Genomic DNA, 15747 nt, shown 5'->3' with positions numbered 1-15747 from the left:
TCGGGTGGCGTGAGCCCGACCCGGTCCCCCTCCTAGTAGTGCTTGTAGCCGCCCGCCCGCAGCGGCACCCGGTTGCCGTCCGGCAGGCGCAGTACGACGCCCTCGTCCGGCTCCACGACCTGCCCGACGACCGCGTACGTATCGGCCGTCAGTTTGGAGGCCTCCTCCTGGGGGATCGTGAACAGCAGCTCGTAGTCCTCGCCACCGTAGAGCACGAACGCCTCCGGGCGCTGGTCGTAGCGCTGCGCCGTGAGCGCCGTCTGGACGTGAACCGGCAGCAGCCCGCCGTCGATCACCGCGCCCACCGTCCCGGCCTGACTGAGGTGGTGGACCTCGGAGGCCAGCCCGTCCGACACGTCGATCAGCGACGTGGGGCGGACGCCCGCCTCGGCCCATGCCTCGACGCGGTCCATCCGGGCCTGTGGCATCAGCTGGCGCTCGACGACGTAGGCGAACTCGACGAGATCGGGCTGCGACGCCGCCGCGCCGTCGCCCTCGGTGCTCTCCTTCATCGCTTCCTTGCCCTGGAGGAGGACCTGAAGACCGGCCGCGGCGCTGCCGAGGTCGCCGGTGACGCAGAGCAGGTCGCCGGGCTGCGCGCCGCGCCGGTACACGACGGCCTCCTCGTCGGCCTCGCCGATGACGGTCACCGTGATGGTCAGCCGGGCCGACGCCGTCACGTCGCCGCCGACGATGGCGAGGCCATAGCGCTCGCACGCCTGCCCGATGCCGGTGTAGAGCGCCTCGGCGCCCTCGACGGACAGGTTGTTGGGCAGTCCGAGCGCGACCGTCGCGAAGCGGGGCCGCGCGTTCATCGCCGCCACGTCGCTCACGTTGGTCGCGATGGCCTTCCACCCGAGCGCGCGGAGCGGCACGTACGTCCGGTCGAAGTGGACGCCCTCGACCATCGCGTCGGTGGTCACCACGTGGACGCGGCGCGGGCCCTCGGACCCGGCGCTACCGACGCGGTAGACGGCGGCGTCGTCGCCGATGCCCGCGATCAGGTCGCGCGCGCTGGCGGCGTCGCCGAGGACGGCGTGCATCCGGTCGATCAGGCCGAACTCGCCGACCTCGGAGACGGGCGTGAAGGGGGCGGCGCCGGAGGCGTCGTCGGGCGAGAGATCGGGAGCGTCGGACATGCGGAGCGTCGGTCGTGGGCGTCTCTGAACGTACCCGTCGGCCTGCTGTGCCGCCTCCGCGCCGTCTTCAGCGCCTCTCCGCCCGCGCCTCCGGGGCAGCTCGTTCGAGCAAGATGAGCGCGGTCGGGGTCCGGCGGGCCAGGATGTCGTCGTAGACGAACACGACTTCGTCCCCGGTCTCTCGCTCGACGGCGTAGACCGACAGCACGCTCCGGCCGGAAACCGAGGTGGACGTGCCCGATGAGTCGCCGGAGGCGAGGCCCACCAGCGCAGCGTCGTAGTCGACCGACCGGACCTCGTAGCCGTCGGGGATCTCGACGCGGTACTGGTAGGCGAGTTCGTTGGGCTCTGCGGTGGGCAGCAGCGTGGTCTGGTAGCCGCCGCCGCATCCGGCGAGGAGGCAGGCCAGCAGGACGAAGGGGGAGCGAGCGATCATGGCAACGGGCGCGTGTGTGCCCGATAGGCCGCCGCCGCCCCCTGACATGTCACACGCGCCCACCCCGGGCGGTCCTTCAGGCCCGCCCCTCGGCCCGGCGCCGCAGCGAGTAGCCCATCTCTTGCTCGCGCAGATCCAGGTCCAGGTCGCCCACGATGGTGTTCATCCGGCTCTGCGCGTCGCGGACCCCTTTGTTGTAGGCGGCGGGGCCGATCTCCGCGAGCACGTAGTCGAGGATCCCCTCGGCGGCGATCACGCCCAGTTCCACGTCGAGGTGCTCGTGGATGTAGTCCTGGATCGACTCGATCAGGTCGGCGCGCGACCGCTTGGGGATCTCGATGGGCATGGGGAAAGCGGAGAGGTCTGGAAGCGAACCGGTATCCCGCCATGATAGAACACGGCGACCGACACCCTCAGACGTCCGGACCCCACCCTACGGGAGCGTCAGCGAGCCCTGGAAAGCAGGGCGGGAGGCGCCCGTCACGGCGGGCAGCCCGGTGCGGACGCCGTTCGCCCATTCGTGGGCCAGCAGCGCGAACAGCACGGCCTCCTTGGCGTCGGGGTCGAGGCCGTAGGCCGCCGTCGTGTCCAGAGGGATCGGGCCGAGTGCGTCGGCCAGCATCCGCATCAGGGTCGGGTTGTGGACGCCGCCGCCGCTGGCGATCACGCGCGTCGGCAACGGGTCCACGAACCGGTGGACCGCCTCGGCGACCGAGCGCGCCGTGACGGCCGTCGCCGTCGCCATCAGGTCGGCCGGGGCGCTCGGGCCGCGCCCGATGAGCCAGTCCACGAAGGGCGCCCCGAAATCCTCTCGTCCGGTGGACTTGGGCGGCGCGGCGGCGAAGAAGGGGGCTGCGAGCACGTCCGCGACCAGCGCGTCGTCGGGGGTGCCCTGGGCTGCCAGCGCGCCGTCGGCGTCGTAGGGCGTGCCGGTGAGGCGGAGCGCGAGGGCGTCCAGGACCATGTTGGCCGGGCCCGTGTCGAAGGCCGCGCGCGGCGGTCCGCCGGGCGGGAGGACGGTCAGGTTGGCGATGCCGCCGAGGTTGAGCAGGACCCGCGCCTCGTCCGGGTGGGCGAAGAGCGCCCCGTCGAGGGTCGGCGCGAGCGGTGCGCCCTGGCCGCCGAGCGCCACGTCGCCTGCCCGAAAGTCTGCGACGACGGGCGTGCCGAGGCGGGTCGCGAGGACGGCCGGGCACCCGATCTGGAGGGTCGAGCGGACCGGCACGCCCGCGACCTCCTCGGCCTCGGGCACGTGCTGGACCGTCTGGCCGTGGCTCCCGACGAGGTCGAGCGCATCGGCCGTGAGCCCGGCCTCCGCGAGCGCCGCCTCCGCGACCTCGGCGAACACGTCCCCAAGGCGGGCGTGGAGCTGGCTTACGAGACGCACGTTGGAAGTCGTGACCTCCGCACAGGCGGCCAGCGCGGCCCGAAGCTCGGCGTCGTACGCTCGGCTGACGAAGCCGAGCGTCTCGATCCGGACGCCGGTGCCAGTGCCGTCGAGGCGCACGATGGCCGCGTCGACGCCATCGAGCGAGGTGCCACTCATCAGGCCGGCGACGAGGCGCGGGCCGGGGCGGAGCAGGCGCGCGAGCAGACTGCTCATGCGCCGCGCTGGCGGAGCTCGGCCGCCCGTTCGAGCAGTGCAGCGGCGTCCTCGGGCTGGCGAGCGGCCAGCTTCTCGTAGACGAGCGCCGCCTCGACGTACTGGTGCTGGGCGGCGTAGATCTTGGCGAGCGTCTCCGAGACCATGTCGTCCACGTCGCCTGCGTCGAGCGACACCTCGGGGCCGCGGTACTCGGGGTCGGGGCGGATGCGGGGTGCGACTTCGAGCTGCGCGATCAGCGCGTCCAGTTCGTCGGCCACGGAGAGGTCGCTGGCCGGGGCCTCGGCGGACGGCGGCGCACCGAACTCGTCGATGATGGCATCGATGTCCCCGAAGGGGTCCGAGACCTCTGCCGGTTCCTCACGCTCCTCCGGCGCGATGATGTCAGGCTCGGCGAAGGGGTCCGGCGGCGGCGTCGGGATGTCCGCCTCGGAAAGGATGTCCCACCCGGCGACCGGGCCTGGGGGCGCCTCGGCACGCGGAGGCAGCGGGGCCAAGTCCCCTTCCGGCGGAACCACCGGCGCCAGGTCGGTCTCGTCGGCGCCCCAGTCGGCCGCGATGGGGCTCAGCGGCGAGAGCGGGGGCTCGGCGGCCTCCGGTTCGTCTTCGTCGTGGAGCGCAGCTCCCTCGAACGGGTCGGGCGCCGAGGCAGGCGGCTCCGGGTCCGGCTGCGCCTCGGCCGGAGGCGGCACGACGGGGCCATCGACGAACAGCAGGTCGGACGCGTCGAGGGCCTGCGGCGCCTCGGCATCGACCAGCGGGTGAGCGGCAGAGGCACGCGGTGCGCCGAAGTCGAGCAGCGGGCCGTCGTCCCCCTCGTCCTCGGCCTCTTGAGGAAGCGGCAGGTCGTCCGCCTCGTCCTCGTCGAGGAGGGGCGTCTCGGGCAGCGCCTCCCGTTCCTCGAACATGCCGAAGTCGGGCTCCAGATCGACGGGATCCAGGGCTGCCGCCTGCGGCCCTTCCGCCTCCGGGGCCGCAGGCTCGGCGGGGACCGGCGGCGGGAGGTCGACGGGTACTTCGCCCGCGACGTGGGTAGCCAGCAGACGCTCGCGCTCGCGGTGGACGAGCGGGCTGCGCGGGACGAGAGCCGCCGCACGGCCCCACGACACGAGTGCGTCGTCGATGTGGCCGGCCGCCTCCAGGGCGGTCGCGCGGAGGACGTGGGCCGCCGCGTACGTCGGCGCCTCGGCCACGAGGGCAGCGAGGCGTGCCGCCGCCTCCTCCGGGCGCCCCTCGGCGAGGAGGCGCGCGGCGGTCTGGATGGCGGGTTCGGACGGGCGCGGGTCGGGCGCAGACATGGGTCGCGGGGATCCCCCCAAGCTACGCTCCGTGCGCGAGGTGCCTACGCGAGGGGGGTGTCGACGGTGTAGGCCTCCAACTGCTCGCGGTAGGCCGCGAGGAAGCTGGCCGCCATCGAGCCGTCGATGACGCGGTGGTCGTAGCTCAGCGAGACGTACATCATGTGGCGGATCGCGATCACGTCGCCCGCCTCGGTCTCCACCACGACCGGCCGCTTCACGATGGCACCCGGCGACAGGATCGCCGTCTGCGGCTGGTTGATGATGGGCGTGCCCATGAGGCTGCCGAGGCTGCCCACGTTGGTGATCGTGAACGTGCCACCCTGCAGTTCGTCCGGCTGGAGCTTCTTGGACCGCGTCCGCACCGCGAGGTCGGCGACGGTGTGGGCGAGACCGGTCAGGTTCTGCTGGCCCGCGTTGCGGACGACCGGCACCAGCAGGCCCTTCGTGCCGAGCGCGACGGCGATGCCGATGTGGTAGTCCTTCTTCAGGAGCACGCGCTTGCCCTCGACGGAGGCGTTCAGCAGCGGGTGGTCGCGGAGCGGCTCAATGGCCGCCTCGATGAAGTACGGCGTGTAGGTCAGCTTGACGCCCTCGCGCTTCTGGAAGTCGGCCTTGTGGGCCTCGCGGTGGCGGACCAGGCCCGACACGTCTACCTCGGCGAAGCTGGTGACGTGGGCGCTCGTGTCCTTCGACCGGCGCATGTGCTCGGCGATGAGCTGGCGCATGCGATCCATCTCGACCACCTCGACGCGCTCCCCGGCCGAGTCGGACGAGGCGGGCGCGGGCGTCGGGGCAGGCTTGGGAGCGGCGGGTGCCTGACGGGCCACGGGAGCGGCCGGAGCCGGGGCGGCAGGCGCCGGGGTGGCCGGGGCAGCGGCAGGAGCCGGAGTCGGCGAAGCGGCGGGAGCCGACGCACGGCCACGGGTCTCCAGGTAGGCCATCACGTCGTCCTTGTTGACACGTCCGCCCGCGCCGGAGCCGGAGATCGACTGCAGCTCGGCGAGCGACACGCCCTCGGCGTCGGCGATGGAGCGGACCAGGGGCGAGTAGACGTTGCCCGCCTCGTCGCGGCTCGGAATCGGACCGGACGGCCCGTCCTGGCTGGCGACCACGGCGGCAGCGGCTTCGGCACCAGCCGCCTCCTGGACGGCGGGCGCGGCGGCAGCCGTGTCGCCCACTTCGGCCGAGTAGCTCTTCTCGTACGGCTCGGGAGCCGACGCACCGTCTCCACTCGGGGAGGCGGGCGCCTCGGCGACGGCACCGGCGGCGCCGATGATGGCGATGGGCGTGCCCACGTCCACCGTGTCACCCTCCTCGACGAGGATCTCCAGCAGCGTCCCCGCCTCGGGGCTGGGCACCTCGGAGTCGACCTTGTCGGTCGAGATCTCCAGCAGCGTCTCGTCCTGCTCGATGGTGTCGCCGACGGCCTTCTTCCATTCGAGGACCGTTCCTTCCATCACGCTCTCGCCCATCTTGGGCATCACCACCTCGGTGCGAGCGCCACTCGAGGCCGGGGAGGCCGCCTGCGAGGTCGGTGCGGGCTCGATGGGCGGCGCGGCAGGCTTGGCCGCGGGCTCGGCCTCAGGCGTCACCTCGGCGACGGGTTCAGAGGCCGGCTCGGCGGCGGCGGCCGGCGGTGCAGTCGCGGGCGTCGGGGCGGTCTCGGCCGTCACGTCGGTCTCGATGACCGCGATGGGCGTGCCTACGTCGACGGTGTCGTTCTCCTCGACGAGGATCTCGACGATGCGCCCCGCCTCGGGGCTGGGCACCTCGGAGTCGACCTTGTCGGTCGAGATCTCCAGCAGCGTCTCGTCCTGCTCGATGGTGTCGCCGACGGCCTTCTTCCATTCGAGGACCGTTCCTTCCATCACACTCTCGCCCATCTTGGGCATCACAACATCGACTCGGGCCATGGAAAGGAGCGCGGGGAGCGCGGCTAGAAGAGGGGCGGCGGGACCGTCCGGGGAAGATAGTCCGGCGTCTACGTCCCTTCCCCGGGAAGCGCTCCCGAGACCCGATGAAGACCGGACGGGGGCTCGCCGCCGGGATGGCTCTGGCCTCCGCCCCTCTCCTCTCCTCCCTTTTCAGCTCCTAGCGGCCCGCATGTCGGCCAACGTGGCGAGGTAGAGGCGGAGGCCCTCTCGCTCCTCGTACGTCATGCGCGCCGTCGATGTCCACGGCATCACCTGCGGGTCCATCTCGTGGCCCCGTGGGGTGACGCCCGTCGTCAGCGCGGTGTGGAACTGCTCGGGCGTCCACTGGCCCGCAGGCGCGAGGTCGGGGACGTAGGGCGCGCCGGGCTGATCGGCCTCGGCGCCGACGAGCCCCTCGCCGTGGCAGTACGCGCACATCATCTCGCCGACGTACGCCCCGTACTCGACCGTCGCGCCCGGCTCGGGCGAGGACGCCGTGGTCGGCTCGGTGCGGACCCCCTTCTCCAGGCCCAGGGGCCCTGCCGCCAGTACGCGCCCCATGAAGCGGTACTCCATCGGCGGCAGGTCGTTGGCGACCGGGTCGACGGTCTGCAGGTATGCGATGAGGGCCGCCGCCTCGGCGTCGCTCATGCCGTGGTAGGCGCCGGACGGCATCACGAACAGCGCCGTCCCGTCGGCCCCGACGCCGTGGCGGATGGCGCGATCCCACGTCTCGGCGTCGTACTGCCCGCCGACGCCCGCCGGGGTGAGGTTGGGCGCGGTGAGCCGGAACGGTCCCTCCTCGCTCATGACCTGCCCGGAGAGATCCGCCCCGTGGCAGTCCTGGCACCCGTAGATGCCCGCCAGGTGCGCCCCGCGCGCCACCGAGGCCGAGTCGGTCGGGATGTCCACCGGCTCGACCTCGACGGCGTGGGCCGCGGCGATGTTGGCGGCCCCTACCCGGGAGGCGACGAATCCGGCGACGACGACGACGATGATGAGGGCGGCGACCACGAGGCCGGCCCACTTGAGAGCGGTGCGCATGGCAGGGAGGGAGAGGGTCCGTGAGCCGAGGCGGCGAAGTCCGCCCCGGCCCCTCATCGGCTCCCAGAATCTGTGCAGGGGCGCCCAAAGCACCTCTACACGACCGCTCCGGCCCTGCCATATCGGCCCACAGGGCCGTTTCTAACGCCCGGTGGCCGCAGCGGGAATCTCCAGCATGGTGCGGAGGCCGGGCCGGGACTCACCGACGCGCCGCGCCGTGTTGACGACCGCCGCGACCGTCGCGGTGTCGCCGAACGTGCCGCCCTCGACCACGACCGTCATCGGCGGGTCGCCCGCGATCACGACGCGGTCCTCGTCGGGCGCACCGACGGCCATCGTGAGGGTGAGCGTGGCCCGGGTCTCGCCGTCCACCACGACCGTGGCCGTCTGGTGGATGCCCGCCACGTCGCCCGCGGCGACGGTCGCGTGGGGCGTCTGGTGGTCGGCCGTGGCGAGGTGCGGGCCGAACGTCTCGGTCACCTCGGCATCATGCCAGCCCATGCCGACGGCGAGCGCCTTCGCCGACTCGACCATGCCGATGTGGCCGAAGCCGCCCGCGGCCTCGCGCTCGCGGAAGGCCGCCTCGGTGAGCCCGGCGCCGACCTTCTTCTGCAGCGGCCCGCGCCGCCGCCCGGCGTCGACGGAGCGCGACACGTCCACGCGATCCACGCGCGCCACGACGCCCGCCAGCACCACCGGGAACAGGTCCATCACGAAGCCCGGGTTGACGCCCGTGCCCACGACCACCACGCCCGCCTCACGGGCCGCAGCGTCGATGCGATCCGAAAAGCCGGGGTCGCGGTCGAACGGCCAGAACAGCTCCTCCGAGGACGACACCACATGCGCGCCGACACCGATGCAGGCCATCAGCTGCCCCTCGATGCGGTCGAGGAACGAGGCCGTCGTGTGGAGGACCACGTCGGGCGCCCAGTCGGCCAGGGCAGCCATGTCATCGGAGACGGGGACGCCGAGTGGGTCTCGGCCCAGGACCTCGCCGAGGTCGCGCCCGACGCGCTCGGGGTCGAGGTCGAGGGCGCCAACGAGGACGTGGCCGTGATCGAGGGCGAGACGGGCGCTGGCCTGGCCGATGGGGCCGAGACCAAACTGGACGATGCGGAGCGACATGAACAGGGGAAAGGGGGGAGACGGAAAGCTCGCGCTCCCTCTCCAAGGCGGGCACAAAAAAATCCGCCGCCCCGAGATCGAGTCTCAGAGCGGCGGGGTCGGGCACCGCTTCCCTGGCAAGGCGGGCGCCCGAACTCGGTGGCCGATGCGGCCACATGGGTCCCTAGAAGGCGGTCAGCAGCACCAGCACGTCGACGGCGAGGTCGGCCGAGACGACAGCCGCGACCGACGACCGGGCGGCCGTGTAGTAGGTCGCGACGGCCGTGGCCACCGCCTCACCCGAAGCGGCCGTGTTGACGGACGCCGTGAGCGCCGCGCTGGCTGCCGTCGTGGCCGACATCGCGGAGTTCAGCTGGCCCATGCTGACGCCCGACTCGGCGCTCAGCTCGGCCTCGACCGTGCTCGCGTACTGAGCCTCGGCCGCGTTCCGCTGCACGTTGGTCGTGGCCGCGCGGAGCGACGCCACCAGCGTGGTGCGGGCGGCGCGGAGCGTCGCCAGACGGGCCGAGGCGGCTCCGCGGGCTTCGAACTCAGCCTCGACCGCCAGCGCCGTGGCGACGGCAGCGAACAGCCGTGCCTGGGCGCGGATCGACGCGGAGGCGCGGTTGGACAGGGAGCCGGCGAACCGCTCGGAGGCGAGCACGCGGGCGCGAGCCGCCCGTGCCGAGGTCCGGGCGGTGAGCCCCGCGCGGGAGTACGCGTTCACATAGGCGTCCTCGAACGTCTGCGTGGCGACCTCCGCCGAGACGGAAGCCGAGAGGGACGTGCGGAAAGCGGCATGCGCGTCGTCGCGCTCGTCGGCCGCCTCCTCGACCTCGTCGTCGGAGGCGCCCTCGTCGCGGGCGGCGCGGCGCTCGGCAGCGATGGCCGCGTCGAGGGCTGCGGCGACCTGGGCGGTCGTCGTCTGGCCCGCGCGGACGTCGGTGGTCACGTCAGCGGTCACGAACAGGACCGCGTCGGCGACGCGGGCGCGGCTGCCACGCTGGCGTGCCGCGATGAACACGTCGGCCTCGGTGTCGGTCTCGGCCGTCATCGGGGCCGTCTGGACGGTGCCGCGGGCGGCGCCTCCGGCTTCGACCAGCACGGACGAGGCGAAGTCGCCCGTGCCCTCGGCCATCAGGACGGCAGCCTCGGTGGTGCCCTCGGACTGGAGCGAGAACTGACCGCTGGCGGAGGTCGTGGCGGAGCCCGACAGCATCCGCGACTGGCCCGAGGCGGAGATCGAGGCGGCGGTCACGGTCGCGCCCTCCACGTCGGCGGAGGCGAGGCGCGCGGTGGCGGCGTCGTTGGTCACGCGGCCCTGGTAGGTGGCATCTGCGTCGGCGGACGAGTCCGACCCGTCGCAACCAGAGACGACGAGGACGGCGGCGGCGAGCGTCGCTCGCACGAAGGAGGAGGGAAAGCGTGTCATGGGGAACGGAAGGTGGTGGGATCCGAAGCCAGCCCAGTGCTGGCGAGGCCAATCCTAACCCTCCAGATCCTCCTTTCGTTCGCTCCCTGCCGCCTTCACCGCCCCTGCCATTTTGCTTATCTCTCTGCCCGGCAACGCGTTGGGCGCCCGCGACCGTGACCGGCGGACACCGAGATAGGAGTTTTTCCTACGCGCCCATCAGGTCCGTCAGGCGCTCGGCGAAGATCGCCGTCAGCCGCGTCATCTCCAGGTCGACGGCCGGGTGCACGATGGCCGACAGGAACCCCGGCACCGGGATCTGGAGCGTCGCGTCCAGTTGCAGGTGTCCGACCGTCGCCGCGGCGCCGTCGGGCTCGATGGCGCAGGCGCCCGCGAACGCCGCATTGCCGACACCCTCTACCGGCGTCCAGGTGAGCGTCCGCGTGGCCTCGTCGGAATCGTACCGGCAGGCGTACACCACGCGGACCTTGCGGCCGGGCGGGCCGAGCGGCTCCATCCGCCAGAGGTACTGCCCCTCCCCCATCGGCTCGATGGTGTCGACGTGCGGGAAGAGCATGCCCCAGCGGGGCACGTCGAGCAGCATCTCCCAGGCCTCAGCCAGCGGCGCGTCCAGGCGGAGGGTCCGCTCGACGCGGGTGGAGGATTCGACCATGACGGCGTCGGGCGAGCCGGGCGACGCCGGGCGGGAAGGAAGAAGGGCTACGCGGCCACCCCGTCCACCTCGGCGCCGAGGTGGGCGAGCGCCGAGCGGAAGATCCGCGCGCCGTCGGCGGTGCCGAGCACCGACTCGACGCAGCGCTCGGGATGCGGCATCATCCCCATCACGTTGCCCGCCGCGTTGCGGATGCCCGCGATGTCGCGCGCCGAGCCGTTGGGGCTGTCGCCCGGCTGGCCGCTCGCGTCGACGTAGCGGAACACGACCCGGTCCTCGGCCTCCAGCATGTCGAGCGTCTCCTCGGAGGCCGTGTAGTTGCCCTCGCCGTGCGCCACCGGGACCGTGAGCACCTCGCCCTCCGCCAGCGCCGAGGTGAACGGCGTCGCCGTCGACTCGACCCGCAGGCGGGCGTCGCGGCAGGCGAACCGCAGGCTCGCGTTGCGGAGCAGCGCGCCCGGCAGCAGCCCGGCCTCGCAGAGCACCTGGAAGCCGTTGCAGACACCCAGCACCAGCCCGCCGCCTTCGGCGAACCGCACCACGTCCTTCATCACGGGCGAGAACCGCGCGATGGCGCCCGCCCGGAGGTAGTCGCCGTACGAGAACCCGCCCGGCACGACGACCAGGTCGGCGTCGCCGACGGAGCCCTCCTTGTGCCACACGAACCGGGCGTCCTGCCCGAGCACGTGCTTCGTGGCGTGGTACACGTCGTGGTCGCAGTTGGACCCGGGGAAAACGAGGACGGCGATGCGGGCCATTGGAGTGATGAGTGAGGAGTAAGGGGGGGATGGGTAGGGGATCCAGGAAGTCTCGCGCCAGTCTCCACCCACGCCTCTTCGCGCACCGGGGTAATCTACCGGCGTCCCGTCCCGTTGACGGCGCGGCCCCGAAGGTCCCTTCGCCCTTCACTTCTCCCCCTTCACCCGTCGTGATCCCCCGCGAGCTGTTCCGCAAGATCCGCCACGTCGAGGTCCGCACGCGCGGGCTGGTGGACGACGTGTTCGGCGGCGAGTACCACTCGGCGTTCAAGGGCCGCGGCATCGAGTTCGCCGAGGTCCGCCCGTACCAGATCGGCGACGACGTGCGGACGATCGACTGGAACGTGTCCGCGCGGACGGGCGAGGCCTACGTCAAGCTGTTCGAGGAGGAGCGCGAGCAGACGCTGCTGCTGGTGGTGGACGTGTCCGGCTCGGAGGACTTCGGCAGCGCGCGCGCCAAGCGCGACCTCGCCGCCGAGGTGTGTGCCGTGCTCGGCTTCTCGGCACTGCGCAACAGCGACAAGGTCGGCCTCGTGCTGTTCACCGACCGCGTCGAGCGGTTCGTCAAGCCCAAGAAGGGCAAGCGGCACGTGCTGCGGATGCTGCGCGACCTCTACGCCCACGAGCCTGTCGCGACCGGCACCGACCTCGGCGTCGCGCTCGACCACGTGCTGCGCGTCCAGCGCCGCCGCGCGATCGTGATTCTGGTGAGCGACTTCCTGGTCCCGACGGCCAGCCACGAGGCACTCGCGAAGTCGCTCCGCGTGGTGTCGCGCAAGCACGATCTGGTGGCCGTTCGCCTGGTGGACCCGCGCGAGGAGACGCTGCCGTCCGTCGGCCTGCTGCGCGTCGTGGACGCCGAGACGGGCCAGGAGGCGCTGGTCGACACGTCGAGCGCGGCGGTCCGCGAGGCCTTCGCCGACCGCGCCGCGCACCGCGCCGCCCGCGCCGAGCACACCCTCAAGCGCGCCCGCGTGGACCACGTCACGCTGCGGACCGACGAGGACTACGTCGAGCCGCTCTCGTCCTTCTTCCGCCACCGGTCGAAGCGGTGACGGGAACGAGGAACGGGGAACGAGGACTGGCGACGCGGCTCCGGCGGAGACCGGGGGCTCTGCGTGCGGCGTCGAACCGCCGAGCCTGGGCAGCCCGCGGGGTCTGTCGCCTCGTGTTCGCCCTTGCCCCGTTCCTCGTGCCTCATGCTTCTGTTGCCCAGTCGGCGCGACTGACGGTGCTGGCGGACTCGGTCTCGGCGGGAATGCCGTTCGAGGTGGCGGTCGCCGTCACGCACGGACCCGGTCGGCAGGTCACGTTCCCGCCGGTCCCCGCCGGGGCGCCCGAGGCGGGCGTGCTGGCGCTGGGCGACGCCGAGGCGCTGTCGGTGCGTCGCCTCCCTCCCACCGCCCGCGGTCGCGTCCGGGTGGACAGCGCCGTGTACCGCGTGGTCGTGTTCACGGCCGACTCCGCGCGCGTAGGTCCGGCGGAGGTGCTGCTCGCGCCCGGCGACACCGTCGCCACGGGAAGCGCCCTCGTCCCGGTCCGCTCGGTGCTGACGGGCGAGGCGGCGCCCTACGAGCCCGCGCCCATCGGCCCGGCGGAAGCGTTCCCCAGCGCCGTCCCGCTGTGGATCGGGCTGGGCCTGCTGGCGCTGCTCATCGTGGGAGGCGCGGTCTGGGGCGTGGGTCGCGCGCTCCGCCGTCGGCCCGAGGCGGGGCAGACCGTCACGCCGTATGCCGCCGCGGTGGCCCGCCTGGACGCGCTCGCGCTCGACGCGCCCTCCGCCGACGCCACGCCCGGAGCCATCGAGACGCACGTCGTCGCGGTCCGCGACGCGCTGCGCATCTACCTCGCCGCCCGCCTCGGCGTGCCCGCGCAGGAGGCCACGAGCACCGAGATCGTCCGCCACCTGGCGAACGACGCGCGCGTGCCGGCCGTCGCCGTCGAGGCCGTCCGCAAGGCGCTGCGGCCGACCGACCTGGTCGCGTTCGCGCGCGTCCGCCCCGCGCCCGACGCCGTCGGCCGCCTCCGCGATGCGACACGACAGGCCGTGGAGCAGGTGGAGTCCGGCGTCCGGCGTCGAGACACCGAGGCCGCCCAGCCCGGCACCGAGACGACGCCCTCCACTCCCTCACAGCCCTAAACCCCGGTGCATCAGCTCGTCGGCCCCCCGTTCTCCGACACGCTCGTCCGCCGCCTCCGCGACGCGCGGCGCGTGGCGGTACTGACGGGCGCCGGGATCTCGGCCGAGAGCGGCGTCCCGACGTTCCGGGACCCGGAGGGTCTGTGGCAGCGGTTCAGCCCGCAGGAGCTGGCCAACGTGGAGGCGTTCCTCGCCAACCCCGAACTGGTGCAGGGCTGGTACGCGCACCGCCGCGCCGTCGTGGAGGAAGTGCAGCCCAACGCCGGGCACCGCGCCCTCGCCGCGCTGGAGCGCTGGGTGACGGCCCGCGGCGGCGACTTCCTCCTGGCGACGCAGAACGTGGACGGCCTCCACGCCCGCGCGGGCAGCGAGCACCTCGTCGAACTGCATGGCTCGCTGCTCCGCTCCCACTGCATCGACTGCGGCACCGAGGCGAGCGACACCGCCGATGGCCACGGCCCACTCACGTGCGAGGCCTGCGGCGGGCTCGTCCGCCCCGACGTGGTGTGGTTCGGCGAGATGCTCCCGGAGGACGCCTTCGGCGAGGCCGAACAGGCGGCGGCGATGGCCGACGTGTACCTGTCGGTCGGCACGAGCGCGGTCGTCTACCCGGCGGCCGGGCTGCCGCAACTGGCGCGCCAGGTGGGCGCCTACGTCGCCGAGATCAACCCGACCCCGAGCGACATCGCACCGCTTCTGAACGAGGTCGTCCAGGGGAAGGCGGGGGAGGTGCTGCCCCTCCTCGTCGCTTCGCTTCGAGGGGAATCAGGAATCAGGAGTCAGGAGTCAAGGGAAGACGAACGTGGCTAACGAGCACGCTCGGCCGGTCAAGCGCTGTACGGACCCCACCGTCTGGCAGGCTGCCATGGACTCCACCGATGCGATCTACTCGGCATCCGACACCTTTCCCAAGCACGAGGCGTTCGGCCTGACCTCCCAGATCCGGCGTACCTCGGTCTCCACTCCCTCCAACATCGGCGAGGGCGCAGCGGCGAATACCTCCAGCTCCTCCGTTACTCGCGCGGCTCGCTCTATGAGGTCGAGACCCAGCTTCGCATCGCGGAACGACGCGACTATGTCGATGCGGAGACCGTTCGAGCGCTCCTGGACACAACCGTTCAGATCAGCAAAATGCTCTCAGGCCTGATGAAGTCGCTCCAGGCCCACTGATTCCTGACTCCTCTTTCCTGACTCCTCGCACACCGTGCAGTTCGCCTCCCCCCTCTGGCTCCTCGGCCTGCTCGCCGTGCCCGCGCTGGCGTGGGCGCTGTGGCGTCCGCGGCGGGAGGCGCCGGGCGTGCGGTACTCGCTCGGCGGCGACGCGGCGGCGCTCGGGACGACCGGCTGGGCGCGGCTCCGCAAGCTCCCGGACGGCCTCCTGCTGGCCGCCCTCGCGCTCGGGCTGCTCGGGCTGGCGCGGCCCCAGGAGCGCGACGCCTCCATCGAGCGGTCCACCGAGGGCATCGACATCGTGCTCGCGCTCGACGTGTCCACCTCGATGACCGCCGAGGACTTCGTGCCGAACCGGTTCGAGGCCGCCAAGGCCGTCGCCGCCGAGTTCGTGCGCGGGCGCGAGTCGGACCGGATCGGGCTGGTCGTGTTCGCCGCCCAGGCCTACACCCAGGCGCCGCTGACGCTCGACTACCCGTTCCTGCTGACGATGCTCCAGGAGGTACGGATGGGGCTGATCGAGGACGGGACCGCCATCGGGACCGCGCTCGCGACGGCGACGGCCCGGCTCCGCGACTCCGAGGCCGCCTCCAAGGTGGTCATCCTGCTCACCGACGGCCAGAACAACCGCGGCCAGGTGGACCCCCAGACGGCGGCCGAGGCCGCCGCGGCGCTCGGCGTCAAGGTCTACGCGGTCGGCGTGGGGGGCGACGGGCTCGCGTCGCGGAACGGCCCCTTCGGCGGCCTCGGACCAGCGCCCGAGGTGGACGAGGGCGCGCTCCGGCAGGTCGCCGAGACGACCGGCGGGCGCTACTTCCGCGCCACCGACGCGCAGGCGCTCCGTCAGATCTACGACTCGATCTCGGAGTTGGAGCGGACCGAGATCGAGGAGACCGTCCTGCTGGATGTCGAGGAGCGCTACCCGCTCTTCCTCTGGCCCGCGCTCGCCTGCCTCCTGCTCGCCGTCGGCCTCTCCACCACCCGCCTCCGCCAGGTGCCGTAGCGAGTTCGCAGCTCAGAGGTCGGAGTTTCCGATTCCAGCCCCCTGACGCTCG

General features: G+C 72.7%; 15 protein-coding genes and 1 pseudogene. 5 read left to right on the top strand and 11 right to left on the bottom strand.

The window, feature by feature from the left end:
• Nucleotides 1-32: 32 nt before the first annotated feature.
• From thiL to purQ, 11 genes are all read right to left on the bottom strand, one after another.
• A complete protein-coding gene (gene thiL / locus B1759_RS13100; protein ID WP_095515516.1) occupies nucleotides 33-1139 on the bottom strand; it encodes a thiamine-phosphate kinase in 1107 nt (368 codons plus the stop codon).
• A gap of 67 nt (nucleotides 1140-1206) precedes the next feature.
• The gene (locus B1759_RS13095) at nucleotides 1207-1575 is read right to left on the bottom strand and encodes a hypothetical protein (protein ID WP_095515515.1); all 369 of its coding nucleotides are present in this window, start codon (nucleotides 1573-1575) and stop codon (nucleotides 1207-1209) included.
• Between the two features lie 76 nt (nucleotides 1576-1651).
• On the bottom strand, nucleotides 1652-1921 hold the full coding sequence (locus B1759_RS13090; protein ID WP_095515514.1) for a DUF2164 domain-containing protein: 270 nt from the start codon (nucleotides 1919-1921) through the stop codon (nucleotides 1652-1654).
• Between the two features lie 87 nt (nucleotides 1922-2008).
• Entirely contained in the window at nucleotides 2009-3178 is a 1170-nt protein-coding gene (locus B1759_RS13085) for an anhydro-N-acetylmuramic acid kinase (protein WP_095515513.1), read from the bottom strand.
• Nucleotides 3175-4476, bottom strand: a complete 1302-nt coding sequence (locus tag B1759_RS13080) for a tetratricopeptide repeat protein (protein ID WP_095515512.1) — start codon at nucleotides 4474-4476, stop codon at nucleotides 3175-3177. The genes B1759_RS13085 and B1759_RS13080 overlap by 4 nt, the downstream gene beginning before the upstream one ends.
• Nucleotides 4477-4520: 44 nt before the next feature.
• The gene (gene sucB / locus B1759_RS13075; RefSeq protein WP_095515511.1) at nucleotides 4521-6392 is read right to left on the bottom strand and encodes a 2-oxoglutarate dehydrogenase, E2 component, dihydrolipoamide succinyltransferase; all 1872 of its coding nucleotides are present in this window, start codon (nucleotides 6390-6392) and stop codon (nucleotides 4521-4523) included.
• Nucleotides 6393-6563: 171 nt separating this feature from the next.
• Nucleotides 6564-7436 (bottom strand): cytochrome c, encoded by an 873-nt coding sequence (locus B1759_RS13070; RefSeq protein ID WP_158225250.1) that lies wholly within the window; start codon nucleotides 7434-7436, stop codon nucleotides 6564-6566.
• A gap of 141 nt (nucleotides 7437-7577) precedes the next feature.
• Nucleotides 7578-8561 carry a dihydrodipicolinate reductase gene (locus B1759_RS19750; protein WP_158225249.1) on the bottom strand — a complete coding sequence of 328 codons (984 nt, stop codon included), beginning with the start codon at nucleotides 8559-8561 and terminating at the stop codon, nucleotides 7578-7580.
• A 163-nt stretch (nucleotides 8562-8724) separates the two neighbouring features.
• The gene (locus B1759_RS13055) at nucleotides 8725-9972 is read right to left on the bottom strand and encodes a hypothetical protein (RefSeq protein WP_095515508.1); all 1248 of its coding nucleotides are present in this window, start codon (nucleotides 9970-9972) and stop codon (nucleotides 8725-8727) included.
• A 187-nt stretch (nucleotides 9973-10159) separates the two neighbouring features.
• Complete coding sequence (locus tag B1759_RS13050) at nucleotides 10160-10624, bottom strand: SRPBCC family protein (RefSeq protein ID WP_095515507.1); 465 nt, start codon at nucleotides 10622-10624, stop codon at nucleotides 10160-10162.
• Between the two features lie 47 nt (nucleotides 10625-10671).
• Entirely contained in the window at nucleotides 10672-11382 is a 711-nt protein-coding gene (gene purQ, locus B1759_RS13045; RefSeq protein ID WP_095515506.1) for a phosphoribosylformylglycinamidine synthase subunit PurQ, read from the bottom strand.
• Nucleotides 11383-11552: 170 nt separating this feature from the next.
• Between purQ and B1759_RS13040 the strand changes: the two genes are divergently transcribed.
• The 5 genes and pseudogenes from B1759_RS13040 to B1759_RS13020 all read left to right on the top strand — a co-directional run bounded on the left by B1759_RS13040 (nucleotide 11553) and on the right by B1759_RS13020 (nucleotide 15695).
• Complete coding sequence (locus B1759_RS13040; protein WP_095515505.1) at nucleotides 11553-12437, top strand: DUF58 domain-containing protein; 885 nt, start codon at nucleotides 11553-11555, stop codon at nucleotides 12435-12437.
• Nucleotides 12438-12574: 137 nt separating this feature from the next.
• On the top strand, nucleotides 12575-13522 hold the full coding sequence (locus B1759_RS13035; protein ID WP_143537382.1) for a hypothetical protein: 948 nt from the start codon (nucleotides 12575-12577) through the stop codon (nucleotides 13520-13522).
• 6 nt (nucleotides 13523-13528) lie between these two features.
• A complete protein-coding gene (locus B1759_RS13030) occupies nucleotides 13529-14332 on the top strand; it encodes an NAD-dependent deacylase (RefSeq protein ID WP_095515503.1) in 804 nt (267 codons plus the stop codon).
• Nucleotides 14325-14692, top strand: a pseudogene (locus B1759_RS20540) (four helix bundle protein). Before B1759_RS13030 ends, B1759_RS20540 begins: the two are co-directional and overlap by 8 nt.
• Before the next feature lie 34 nt (nucleotides 14693-14726).
• Nucleotides 14727-15695: a VWA domain-containing protein gene (locus B1759_RS13020; RefSeq protein ID WP_095515501.1), complete on the top strand. Its 969-nt coding sequence runs from the start codon at nucleotides 14727-14729 to the stop codon at nucleotides 15693-15695.
• The last annotated feature ends 52 nt before the right edge of the window (nucleotides 15696-15747 follow it).

Origin of the sequence: Rubrivirga sp. SAORIC476 (genome assembly GCF_002283555.1) — a bacterium.
Taxonomy (GTDB): domain Bacteria; phylum Bacteroidota; class Rhodothermia; order Rhodothermales; family Rubricoccaceae; genus Rubrivirga.
Note: the sequence above shows the minus strand (reverse complement) of the source record. Positions and strands in the feature narration are given on the sequence as shown.